This is a genomic window from Clostridium sp. Marseille-P7770 (assembly GCF_902143525.1).
GTDB lineage: Bacteria > Bacillota > Clostridia > Lachnospirales > Lachnospiraceae > Pilosibacter.
On record NZ_CABFVC010000001.1, the window covers coordinates 1 to 11977 of the forward strand.

16 protein-coding genes and 1 tRNA gene are annotated in these 11977 nt (G+C 47.2%); 1 reads left to right on the forward strand and 16 read right to left on the reverse strand.

Annotated elements, in window-relative coordinates; genetic code table 11:
• Positions 1–136: 136 nt before the first annotated feature.
• From FN001_RS00005 to FN001_RS00040, 8 genes are all read right to left on the reverse strand, one after another.
• Complete coding sequence (locus tag FN001_RS00005; RefSeq protein WP_142410415.1) at positions 137–496, reverse strand: hypothetical protein; 360 nt, start codon at positions 494–496, stop codon at positions 137–139.
• A complete protein-coding gene (locus FN001_RS00010) occupies positions 474–1088 on the reverse strand; it encodes a hypothetical protein (RefSeq protein ID WP_142410416.1) in 615 nt (204 codons plus the stop codon). Before FN001_RS00010 ends, FN001_RS00005 begins: the two co-directional genes overlap by 23 nt.
• Positions 1069–1488 carry a DUF6941 family protein gene (locus FN001_RS00015; protein WP_142410417.1) on the reverse strand — a complete coding sequence of 140 codons (420 nt, stop codon included), beginning with the start codon at positions 1486–1488 and terminating at the stop codon, positions 1069–1071. Before FN001_RS00015 ends, FN001_RS00010 begins: the two co-directional genes overlap by 20 nt.
• A 270-nt stretch (positions 1489–1758) precedes the next feature.
• Positions 1759–2187, reverse strand: a complete 429-nt coding sequence (locus FN001_RS00020) for a group I intron-associated PD-(D/E)XK endonuclease (RefSeq protein ID WP_142410418.1) — start codon at positions 2185–2187, stop codon at positions 1759–1761.
• 59 nt (positions 2188–2246) lie between these two features.
• A tRNA-Lys gene (locus FN001_RS00025) sits at positions 2247–2319 on the reverse strand.
• 142 nt (positions 2320–2461) lie between these two features.
• A complete protein-coding gene (locus FN001_RS00030; protein ID WP_142410419.1) occupies positions 2462–2677 on the reverse strand; it encodes a hypothetical protein in 216 nt (71 codons plus the stop codon).
• Complete coding sequence (locus tag FN001_RS00035) at positions 2674–3492, reverse strand: BRO family protein (protein WP_142410420.1); 819 nt, start codon at positions 3490–3492, stop codon at positions 2674–2676. Before FN001_RS00035 ends, FN001_RS00030 begins: the two co-directional genes overlap by 4 nt.
• 102 nt (positions 3493–3594) lie before the next feature.
• On the reverse strand, positions 3595–3738 hold the full coding sequence (locus FN001_RS00040) for a hypothetical protein (protein WP_142410421.1): 144 nt from the start codon (positions 3736–3738) through the stop codon (positions 3595–3597).
• Between the two features lie 124 nt (positions 3739–3862).
• On the opposite strand from FN001_RS00040, the gene FN001_RS00045 reads away from it, so the two are divergent.
• A complete protein-coding gene (locus FN001_RS00045) occupies positions 3863–4288 on the forward strand; it encodes a helix-turn-helix domain-containing protein (protein WP_118299951.1) in 426 nt (141 codons plus the stop codon).
• Positions 4289–4554: 266 nt separating this feature from the next.
• On the opposite strand, the gene FN001_RS00050 is transcribed toward FN001_RS00045, so the two are convergent.
• From FN001_RS00050 to FN001_RS00085, 8 genes are all read right to left on the reverse strand, one after another.
• Positions 4555–4956, reverse strand: coding sequence for a hypothetical protein (locus tag FN001_RS00050; RefSeq protein ID WP_142410422.1), 402 nt, complete (start codon positions 4954–4956; stop codon positions 4555–4557).
• Positions 4946–5134 (reverse strand): hypothetical protein, encoded by a 189-nt coding sequence (locus FN001_RS00055; RefSeq protein WP_142410423.1) that lies wholly within the window; start codon positions 5132–5134, stop codon positions 4946–4948. Before FN001_RS00055 ends, FN001_RS00050 begins: the two co-directional genes overlap by 11 nt.
• Positions 5135–5147: 13 nt before the next feature.
• Complete coding sequence (locus FN001_RS00060) at positions 5148–5333, reverse strand: hypothetical protein (RefSeq protein WP_142410424.1); 186 nt, start codon at positions 5331–5333, stop codon at positions 5148–5150.
• Positions 5330–6718: a DEAD/DEAH box helicase gene (locus FN001_RS00065; RefSeq protein ID WP_142410425.1), complete on the reverse strand. Its 1389-nt coding sequence runs from the start codon at positions 6716–6718 to the stop codon at positions 5330–5332. The genes FN001_RS00060 and FN001_RS00065 overlap by 4 nt, the downstream gene beginning before the upstream one ends.
• 6 nt (positions 6719–6724) lie before the next feature.
• A complete protein-coding gene (locus FN001_RS00070) occupies positions 6725–7051 on the reverse strand; it encodes a VRR-NUC domain-containing protein (RefSeq protein ID WP_118514432.1) in 327 nt (108 codons plus the stop codon).
• Between the two features lies 1 nt (position 7052).
• Positions 7053–7253, reverse strand: coding sequence for a hypothetical protein (locus tag FN001_RS00075; RefSeq protein ID WP_118514434.1), 201 nt, complete (start codon positions 7251–7253; stop codon positions 7053–7055).
• A gap of 277 nt (positions 7254–7530) precedes the next feature.
• The gene (locus FN001_RS00080; RefSeq protein ID WP_142410426.1) at positions 7531–9930 is read right to left on the reverse strand and encodes a virulence-associated E family protein; all 2400 of its coding nucleotides are present in this window, start codon (positions 9928–9930) and stop codon (positions 7531–7533) included.
• Positions 9931–9941: 11 nt separating this feature from the next.
• Complete coding sequence (locus FN001_RS00085; protein ID WP_142410427.1) at positions 9942–11945, reverse strand: DNA polymerase; 2004 nt, start codon at positions 11943–11945, stop codon at positions 9942–9944.
• Positions 11946–11977: the final 32 nt, after the last annotated feature.

Here is an 11977-nt window from a genome sequence, read left to right on the forward strand (position 1 = left end):
AAAGGGATGCCTGGGAATGAACTGCGTTTATAAAGAATGGCATCGAAAACGTGACCGATTTCGATGCCATTTGGGCATAAAGCAGGGCTGCCGCCCAGCAAAAAATATTTGCTAATGCGACAGCCCCTACTCTACTTCAATTTTCACTTTTCTGTTTCTTAGATTCATTGGCATCTTCAATTTCTTCTTTTTTTCGTTCATGCACATACAAATACAAAAGGCAAAATCCCAATCCTATCAGTACTGGTAATACAGCAGACACCACATCTGATGTTTCATAGGGGTGATATACATCTTCCCCTAGAGCATACGTTTTAATAGTATCCTCCGCAGCTGATATAAAATGTTTTACTGTATCGCCTGCAGAATATATTACTATGCATATTACCAACAACCCTACTCCGCCAAGATTAAATCTACCGTGCGGTGTTATAGTTTCTAATTTTAATAATCCCGCAATTTTATAATACCATTTATCTTGTTCGTTTTGTTTCATTTAAAAACTTCTTCCAATCTTTCAAAGATATAACAGCTGTACCTAATAAGGTTATAGATATAATTAGCATACATATAAGGTAATAGGGATCCACTGTATAAATGCCATAAGCAAACCTTAATACTAATAAGGTCATAGCAAGAGTCAAAAAAACACTATTTAATGCTATATAGGAAATTGCATGTACCGGTAAACTGTTTTCCAATCTTCTTTTCAATACCGCATTCTCCTCTCTCAACTCTCCTACGATTTGTTGAAATGTGATATCAACAGAAGCCTCTTCATTTACATCTTCTTGCTTAGAATAAGTCGGTTTTAATACACTATCCGCTTCTCGTACTGTACCATCCTCGAATTTCAGATTCATAACAGGGTATGGATTTATAAATGAATCATTTGTTCGTTCTATATGTATATTCTCATCTTGAGAGTTTAATACACAATTTGATGTAGTTGGTGTCAATGCCACTGCTGAAGCATTTAACATAACCGCCGCTGCAAAAACAATATTATATGCAGGAAATTCTGATACAGTATTTCCCTTACTTAATTCAATGCTACTTTTACAAGCCTCATTCTTTTGCTTTGGCATAAATTTCAAACTCTCCCATCTTTTGACCATCAAATTCAACTAATGTAGAATATACCCCTTCTTTTCTTAGGATTACATTTCGCATGTCCATGGCAATAGTCAATCCCCTGTATTCTGCAGGTAAATTCAACATATTTTCTTTCATTTGGGTTCTTGGAACAGTTATATTTCTCGCCTCAACTAACGCTTTTCTCTCTGAATCCATAAAGACAATACTCATTATATGATCCTTCGAATCATCAACGCCTCTTATGCCTACAATGATTGAGAATGAATACGCACTAGGAATAAACTCTGGCGTTAGTACCGGTAAAATTCCCATTGCATTTATAGCCGTATTATTTCCGTCTACATTTGTTGTTCCCAAACAATATAAAAATGTTGTAAGTTTAGCCTCCATATTTCTTCCTCCTGTATGTGTCTTCATATTAACATAAAAACATAAAAAAGGAAAGTTTTATCTGAAATAGACTTGACAAAAAGGCACCCTTTTTCAAGGATGCCTCTTGCTGCCTGGAATGTCTGGGTGGAGAATCCCGAAACCAGGTATTTCAGATGTACTGGATCGCTCCAGCATATAATTTATCCGCTATCTGATATCACGGATTCAGGCATATCGCCTAAAAGGCAATCGCCAACATTGCGGAGACTGGATTTGAACCAGTCAGTATCATCGTTTTAATAATGCTGCAATTTTCTTAAGTTCGTAAGGAGCTGCCCAAACAATCGTGCTAATACACGAATTGTTCCGCGGCGCTTCAATCCTAAGACATGCAACCTTATTCGCCCTAAAACTTTTCATATTCAAAAGATAAGATTTATTAATCTGGCTGCACCAAATAGCTATATAATCCACAACACCTTTATAGGAATCCTTTTGAGTTTTCTTATAGGTTCTCTTGTGGGTTATTTCAGCTACAACGCAACCGTTCTTATAGATTCCATGTTTGACTTGCACTGACTTAAATCCATCTTTCGTGTCTATAACAAAATCATATGGCTCATTACGACCAAAAGGAATGCTTACAGGAATCTCCATTTTCTGGAATTCTGACAAAACAACACTTTCTGTCATATTCCCGATTGTATTGGTATTCATCCGTAGCACCACCTTTCTTAATTTTACTGACGAGCTTCCAGACTGCTCTACTCCGCGAACCAGGACGGAAGGCCTTGCACCCCCGACACGCTTATTAAGTATCAGCTGCTCTGCTTACTGAGCTACGCCCTGATAATTGGCGACCGCTCTGCCTAACGGCCGCCCACGTATACCTTCACTTGAGGAGGATGTAGGAAGCCGCCGGCTGTATGCCCTTGGCTTCAAGCACGATACCATAATATCACGAAAGTACCCCCTCGTAGTTACCCACTTTTTACATCTCTTTCTTTTTCCTTGCCCGCTCATCGCGAATTCCATGGGTGCGTCCTAAGTTATAAAACAATGATGCTGCAAATGCTCCGCTTGCATCGGCTCCTTTTAATCGCCAATATTCTACCATTGCCTCATATAAGTCTCCCATCTCTGAACCTTTTAAGAATGAGACTGGCTGATAATTAGAGATTCTTAATTCCTCCTGAATGTTCATCATGCCACCTCCCCGTAAACAACCTTGCATTTATTGCTGTTGCCATTGGAAAGTTCCAGCTTAATTACGGTCGGGTAATCATTCTCGATCAGCCATTCTCTGACCTTTTCCAGGACGCTGCCTTTATACTGGACCGTGACGCCGTCATGCCCATTTCGGCTGTATGCAGTTCTCACGATTTCATCTGCAAAGATATCTAACTTCTGGATGATTGCGCTGACAGCCTTATCATGCGGTCTGCCATTCTCCGAATATATTCCCAGATTCTTTGCGATACTGGTGCAGTCCCAAAGCTCTGGAACATCAGAAATCAATTTTGTCTTTACCGGATAGCCGGAGTCGGAATAGATCCGCACCACTTCGGCAGCTATGTACTTGGAATCTACACCGGCATCATGCAGAGCTTCCTTGATGTTCTTTACCATCATGTTTACGGAAGGCAGTTTCTCTTTCTTCGGCTTGTCCTGCTTTGGCATCTCGTAGGAACCGGTCTTGCGAAGGGCCGGGAGAACCTCATCTGCGATCCAATCTGTGAAAGCTTCCGCATTCGGCTTACGGCTTTTAAATACCAGCTTATATACGCCGCTTTCAGTGAGAAAATTCTCTCCAGCATTGTTCAGTTTTCGGATGTGACTAATAGTCACATCCGAATTTTTGACCTTGATAGCCTGCTTGTCGTTCATTCTGGACATTGCCTTTCTCACTGCATCACTATTCAATTCCAAGCATTCTCCCACATGATACGGGTTAAATAATACCTGTCCATTCAGTTCAAATACCTCTACATTGTGTCCTTCAAAAATCATTAAATTCTGCATTGCAATTTCCTCCTTGCAATTTCTGGCGGAATCACTTACAATACAAAGTGATTCCTGGGTTTACAGGTTTCGGTTTTGGAGCAATCACGTAGGTCGCCAAACTCAGCGTGACTGCTCTTTTTTTGTTTCAATTTCTGTTTTCACAAGCGCTACGATAATGTCAGTCACTGTTCTGCCTTCGTTTACCGCCAGATACTTTAACTGCTTGTGAAGTTCGTCATCCATGATAATTCCTACTCGCTTCATTGTCTCACCTCCATTCTATTCGCTATCGAATATATGTGAATTATAATATTCAATATTGAATATGTCAAGTGTATGTTTGCAAATTTGAATATTTTATGTTAAAATATATTCAGAGGTGAATATTATGAGTCTAAACGAAATCATAAAAATTGGAACACGCATCAAGCGTATCAGAATGGATAAAAAAATATCTCAACGAGCTGTTGCCGAAGCATTGGGAATTCCATATTCGACTTATTCAAACTATGAAAACAATAATCGAGAACCTAATCACGATACTCTAAAGCGTATTGCTGATGTACTCGATGTGTCTGTTTCGTATTTGATATACGGTGAAACTGGAAGTATGGCAACAAACACTGCTGAATATCTACTAACTCTGTCTGGATTCGAACTTAATGAAAATCCAGATGGAACGTTTACGATTTGTGATATCGAAAACAACAAAACCAAAAATTCCGTTATTGTTACCGTCAGCCAATTAAAGCGATTGGTCCTTGAAACCTCTGACTATGTCACTTATTTAACTCAAAAACTTTTTCATCAATAAGCCACCCACCACTGAGTAGGTGGCTTTTTCACAACATATCACAGTCACCCTTAAATGTAAACCAGCTGAATTGTCTATACAATTACATACTTCACTGCAATTTCTAAAATTAGATCTTTCCGTTTTGGAAATATCAAAGCAAAATACGAAAGATAGTAACAAATAGTGAAAGATATAAACGGTAGTAACAGATATTCAATTTTTCTGATTAGTCTATTCAATTTTGCATATTCACACCAATACAATAATTATAAAATTTTTATAAACTATCTTTTCTGCGCCAGCAGATAGAAAAAATATCTCCGGTATTCATAAAACTGTCTGCGCCCTATCGGAACATCCATCCACTCATATGGCGTTCCTTCAGTCACGTTCTTTAAAATCCACTTGTGGATCGAGGGAGCTGCTTTCTTAGCTGTCTCTTCTATCAGCCTTAAATCCTCTTGAAGCATTACATTGCGAATTGCTTCCTGTGCCGTCGTATCCCCAGATAAATTTCCCTTCGGCATTCCGTCATTCACAGTTGCTCTCAGTCCATAAGCGCTCTCAAGCTTCTGCTTTTTCTCAGCATACTGGATGCAGAAATATTTTAGTTCGTTGTATTTTGCTCGCGATATGTTATAATCGCTTAATTTCATGTTTCTAAGACTGCCCTGCTTACTTTGCATTCGTGATATCACCTCCTCGTTGGCTCAGATCCGGACAAAGGCTTGCCCCCATGTACGCCGGATGTGCCGCCGACCAACTGTGTCTGCCCTTATCCTCGCTCATGGCTGCATATTCTGCATCCTGCTTTTTCTTCTTCATCGCTTTCGCGACTTTCTCATCCCGTTTCTGTTTCTCCATCCAGTTTCCTCCTTCAGCAGATCTTCCGCCTCCATACGTTCTCAAAACACTCCGTATGGAAAAACCATTCACTGTTCCTTTTCGTTTTCACATATTCGATTCCGGAGAGATCTCCCTCCTGGGGAAGGATCTCTCCACAGCCCTGGCAGCGGACAGTCTTCTGCCGTTTCATCGCTATTTTTTTCTGCTTGTCCGTCATTTTGCCTCCTCCCGGATCTTACGGATCCGCGCCTTTAATGATTCCATGACCCAGTTCTGAACATCGTCTTTCCGCTGCAGTGCCTGCATCACGTCCTCATCGCGGGTCCCGCTGGATACCAGATGATGGATGATCACCTTTTCCTGCTGGCCCTGGCGGTGTAGTCTCTTATTCGCTTGAGTGTACAACTCATAATTCCAGGTCAAGCCGAACCAGATCACATGGTTTCCGCCTTGCTGCAGATTCAGACCATATGCGCTGCTGGCCGGGTGCGTCAGAAGCACATCGATCTTTCCGGTATTCCAATCGTCTTCGTCCTGTGTGGTCTTCAGTTCCCGCACACGCAGCTGCATATTTTCCAGGGCTTTTAAGATCCTGGTCCGGTCATGCTGGTAATTGTAAAAGACCAGGGCCGGTTTTCCTCTCAGCGATTCGATCAGCTCCACGAAGGCCTCGATCTTGCAGTTGTGTATTTCATGCACGGTGTGATCCTCGTCATACAGCGCGCCGTTGGCAAGCTGCAGAAGCTTGTTGCTGAGTGCCGCGGCACTGGTTACACTGATGTCTGCCTCATCTTCCGGAAGCTGAAGGACCATGGCGCGTTCCAGATCGTTGTATGCCTTTCTCGCTTTTACATCCAGCTCCACCGGCACCTCGTGGTAGATGATATCCGGAAGCTGCAGATAATCTTCGGCCTTCATGCTGATGCAGATATCCGAGATCCGGTCCAGGATGCTCTCCTCACTTCCAGGCTTTGCCTCGTAGCTGTAAACCATGCCGTCCGCTCCCCGCTTATCCGGCTGGAAGTACCTCTCCCGGAACTGCGTGTATCTCTTCCCGAGGCGTTCGCCGCCATCCAGAAGATACACCTGGCTCCACAGATCATCCAGCCCATTCGGTGACGGGGTTCCCGTCAGCTCCACCAGGCGCTCGATCTTCGTCCCCACGCTGGCAAGCGCCTTAAAGCGTTTCGCGCTGTGGCTTTTAAAACTGCTGGATTCATCCACGATCACCATGTCGAACGGCCAGGCGTTCCGGTAATAATCCACCAGCCATACCACATTTTCCCGGTTGATGATGTAAAGGTCTGCCGGTGTATTTAACGCCCGGATCCGTTTTGCCTGGCTTCCCAGTACCGGGGCCACCCGCAGCATACATGTGTGGTCCCATTTGGCGGCTTCCTTGCTCCAGGTTCCCTCCGCAACTTTCTTAGGTGCAATGACCAGAATCCTGCGGACCTGAAACCGATTGTACTTAAGCTCCTTTACCGCGGTCAGTGTCGTGACCGTCTTGCCAAGTCCCATATCCAGAAACAGACCGATCTTTTTCACTTCCAGGATCCGTTCTATGCAGTGTCGCTGATAATCGTGCGGTTTGAATACCATCCTCCATCACCTCCCTGACAGCCCACATTTCTTTTCGATCCTCGCTGCCACATCCGGATATCCCAAGGATTTGAAGAACCGAACCAGCCCGGACGCTCCGTACACCACCTGAACTTCCTGCCCGAGATCCAGCAGGCGTTTGATCTGCACATCCTGCAGGGCGCTTAAGGTTCCCTTATCCGTCTTCAGTTCCACGAACATCGGCTGCCTTCCTGGAAAGATCACGATCCGGTCCGGCACTCCCGCATTCCCCGGGCTTGTCCATTTGTATGCCCTTCCACCGAGGTGCTTCACCTCTTCGGTCAAAAGTTTCTCAACATCCTTTTCTCTCATGTCATACCTCCAGATACCAGAACCAATTTGCCGTTGCCCCATCTTCATCAAACTGATGATACGTCTTCACGCCTAATTCTTTTCTTGCTGCTTTCAGTTCGGCTTTCGAGTACCCGTGCGCCGCTGCATTTCGTCTCACACCTTCTGCCAGATGTAGACCTCCATCCATGAGTTCCAGTTCCAGCCAATGTTTCGCATTCATCTTCGAGCCCCTTTATATATTTTTATTTATAAAATATTTTGTTTACGTGTGTAACACGTGTATATAACCCTCGTATTATGTACGCCATGTACGTCACGTTATCTATATTTTATTTATTTTTATACTCTATATAGTAAGTTTGTAGTTTTGTAGTTATATAGTAGAAATCCTTAGGTTTTATGCGGTTTTAGCGGTTCTACAAAGCCTGCTACATTCTGCCTACATTAAAATTTCAGGCGGCTACAAAACTACAAAGAATCTACAAACTTTTTCGGCACTATGTAGTGGGTCTCACGAACCCCCGCTGCTGTCCATACGGTCCAAAATCTCTCGGGGTTTTGATCCTCTGCCATTTGCCATGCAGCAGGATGTTGTTGATCTCCATGCTATCAGAACGTTTCATATACCTCAGATCGCCGCCAAAGCATTCCACCCAGATCTCCACAGCACACACCCTGTCCCTGAGAACTAGCTCACCTTCCATATGCATGCCGCCCGCAAGGAACATCCGCCGCTTTACCACATCCATTTGGTTCCAGTTAGCCGGCACCGGCTTATTTAAAAAGTCCATGATCAGACCTTCTTTTCCGGACGCTTCCCTGTGGGTTTCCTGCTGCTCTACGGCAGCTTCCTCAAGTTCCTTCGGTAAAAAAAGTTTCTCACCTGCAGCCCAGTACGCATATGCCTCCGCCCAGATCTGGTCCACCTCTGCCGGCAGCTCCTGCCACACGGACTTCTTTGCCGGATGCATTCCCACGTCTACCGGCCAAAAGCGCCGATTTCCGGTCATATCTTTTAAGAACTCGCTGTCATTGGATGTTCCGAAGAACACGCAGCGCCGCGGGTACTTGTCCGTCCTGCGCCCGTATGCCGCCCTGTAAATGTCCTCGGTCTTGCTTAAAAACTGCTTGATCACCTGGGTCTCCTGCTTTGTAAATGCGCTCAGTTCCCCGACCTCGTTGATCCATGTTCCCTGGATCAGCTCCGCAGCTTCTTTTCCTTCGAATGTTGTAAGGGAGTCTGAGAACCATTTTTTTCCTAAGATCGCAAGAAACGTACTTTTTCCGATTCCCTGCGGTCCCGTAAAGATCGGCATATAATCATATTTGATCCCGCCAACGACGGCACGGCCGACAGCGGCGCAGAGTGATTTTCTCATAACAGCCCGGGTATACGGTGTATCTTCGGCGCCAAGATAGTCAGAAAGCAGCGTATCCAGTCTCCGGATCCCGTCCCACTGAAGGTCCTCCAGATAATGCTTTACGTCGTTGATCCGGTTCTGGGCGCTGACAATCATGAGGGCGTGATCCAGCTTCTCCCGCCCTGTAAGCCCGTAGAAGACCTCGACATACCGGTAATACCCGGCGTCATCCACATCCGTCCAGCGGCGTTTCTCATCTCTCTGATCCCACGGCACGCGCCCCAGGACCATTCCACAGCTTGCAAATTCATCGGTCACGATCCTTCCTTTTAGCAAAGGATCATTTTCAAGGACGAGCACGGCGTTATTGATCGTTTTCTCATATCTTCCGTTTCCGTCCTTTGTAAGTTTCGAAAGCCAGGAGAGGTCATAATCTGGTCCCGGCTCCTTCTGCTCCGGGGTCTTGAATGCTTCTTTCGCCTGTTCATACCGTTCCTTCGACAGAAGCTCTGACACCTTCGGATCATCCTGGGCCATGCGGCTCATCATCATAAAGGACGGGTACTTGCTGACCGGGGTTCCTTCCTTTACCTCTCCATCCTTATCCCCGAACATGTGGAGACGGACCAGGTCAAAGGCGTTTACGAGCAGGCCACTACAAGGATCCGTCGCGTGGTGGGAATATAAAAACAGATCTCCGTCGTAGATCACCGCTCCTCCGACTGTGGAACCGCCGGTATAGGTGTACCGACCCGGCACCGCTGTTTCCTCATACATTCCCGGAATAAACTTCTCCATAGCCTGTGTGATCGTGTATGACCGGCAGAAAGCCCCGATGATCCCGCGTTTCGTGGTTGGATCCTCCTGCTTAGCAAGACGCCGGCGCTCGATCGCCTCGGATCCCGGGACCTGGGGCCACTGGCTGATGTCGTGCCAGTCCCCGTACATCCCCAGGACGCCGTCCAGGCTGCAGAACGGCTTATCGTAGATCTCTGCCACGTACTGGCTGTTGGAGCTGCAGCTCGGCCAGTACATCAGTCTCGACGCTTCGAATGTTGTCGGGTCACAGAATTCGATTCCGATCAAGGAGGCGAGCTTCCTGGCCGCGGGCTGGTACTCATCCGCAGATCCCGTCCGGTCGATCGGGATGATCACGCGCAGTCTCGGCGCATATCCAGAATGCTTTCTTGTGCTGTAGACCGCGGCCGCGCATCCGAGGCCGTCCACCCGGCGCAGGATATCATCCGTCTGGCCTGCAGGGATGTTATCGAGATCCAGGGTGATCAGGTCACGGCCGACCACGCCGGCCGCCTTGCGGCGGTCCCCTTCAAACGTACCGCCGACGAATCCGCCGACATCCTTCAGCTCATCCTGCTGGGACTTCGGAAGCGCAAGGTACTGTTCTAACGTCTCGGCCCCGCGGACCGGTGTTTTCAGCTTTTCCGCAAATTCAGACCACATGATCTCAGATTTCGGCCAGTGCATAGCCTTTCTCGTCCCTGCAGTGCTGATCTGCAGCTTTCTGTTATACTGCATCTCGATTCCTCCTAGTCCTTCATGTAATAGCTGCTTTCAAATCCCGCGCCTTTTAAGATCAGCCCCGGCGCCCACGGGATCGGCTCTGCCATCAGGTCACAGATCTCATCCACGGTGGTCTCCATCGGAGCATCGATGATCACCTCATCGTGCACGTGGAATACGACCTGCAGGTGCTTCGCCGCGATCCTTTCTAACGTAACTGCCAGGCAGTCTCTCGCGACCGCCTGGACGATGTTCTCTGTCATCTTTCCGCCGTAAGTGGATGCCACTTCCCATTTTCTGCTCTGCTGTCCGACAGTATAATAGTGCAGCGCAAGTTTTCCAAACTGGTTTTCCTTCAGGAACGGCTTTGGATAGTAGAGCTTCCTTCCACTCGGAAGTTTTACTGTCAGAAATGACTGTCCGTATACCAGATCTCCCTCTAATGCAAAGATAAGTCCGTAAATAGCCTGCGGCTGCGCTGTCTGCATCACGGAAAGTGCTGCGTTCTCCACAGCGTACCACAGGTCCCGGATCCGGGGATTTGCCTGCCGCCATCTGTGCACGATATCCGGAAGTTCTTCCTCGGTCAGCCCCATCTGCAGGGCTCCCATCGCGATCAGCGCCGATGTTCCTCCCTGGTATCCAAGGGCAAGCGTCGCTACTTTTCCTTTCTGACGCAGCGCGTACTCTGGATTTCCTTTTGCGATCCGGTCCACCGGGACCCCGAACATCTGGGATGCGGTCGCCTCATAGATCTTCCCGTGAGTGGCAAATACTTCATTTACCCACTGCTCCCCAGCCAGCCACGCAATCACACGGGCCTCGATCGCGGAGAAATCCGCCACCACGAACTTATTCCCTTCCGAGGGGATAAATGCGGTACGGATCAGCTGAGATAAAGTATCCGGGACGTTTCCGTAAAGAAGCCGGAGTCCTTCATAGTTCTTTGCCTTTACGACTTTTCTTGCATAATCCAGTGTCTTGATATAGTTTCTCGGCAGGTTCTGCATCTGCACCAGTCTCCCGGCCCAGCGCCCTGTACGATTTGCCCCGTAGTACTGGGTAAGTCCGCGGACACGATCACCTTCGCCTTTTGCAGTATCCATCGCCACATATTTCTTGATCGATGTCTTTCCAAGCTGCTGCCGGATCCTTAACATCTGCAGAACTTCTTCCGGGAGATCTCCCGGTTTTTCCAGTGCCTCCGCCACAGTAGTTTTCTGGATATCCTGGAATACGTCTGGATCTGTTTCCTGCTTCCTGCTGTGTTCGTTCAGCCACGGGACGAGCTGCGTGGCGCTGTTCGGATTTAAGAGCCCCGTCAGGCGGATCGCCTCATCGGTCAGCTCCTGCGTGCTGATCCCATCGATGTACAAAGCACCTTCGATCAGCTCCGTATCGACCCGGACTCCGTATGCATTCATCAAGATGTCCATCTGCCACTGCTTCTGTTCTTTTTCCGGCATCGGGAATTGTTTTAACCTTGCAAGGATCGCATGTTCTGTCACAACGTCCTGGCGGCAGTATTCCTTGAACAGCTTCCACTTTTCCGGATCATGCCAGGGCTGGTTCCAGGTACGGTTCCCATTACTTCTCGTAGGTTTGCACGGAACACAGAAATACCGGATCAGTGCCTTACCGATTGCCAGTTTCTGTTTATCCTGGGGAAGCCCGATCGCCTTGCCGGTTGCATCCAGTCCTGCGGTATAGCCGCAGTAGAGTCCGTGTGCCATCGTGCATCTCCACTGATCGATCGGGGTCTCAAAGCCGGCGCGGTTGAGACAGTACCACTCGAACGCTGCGTTATACGCATGCTTGATCACCTTCGGATTTTTTAGTGCCGGCACCAGCTCCTTCGGAAGTGTCTCCCCGTCTGTAAAGTCTATGATCTCAACCGGGTCCTCACCGAACTGATAAGCAAACAGAAGGATCTGGAAATCCGGAGACTGCGCATATTTGTAGGCGCCTGCTTTGGCGATGTCCACGCTGCTCCGTGTCTCGATATCGATACTCAGATGTTTTACTCCCATCACGATTCCTCCTGTTTAAAGAGGGGCTTTAG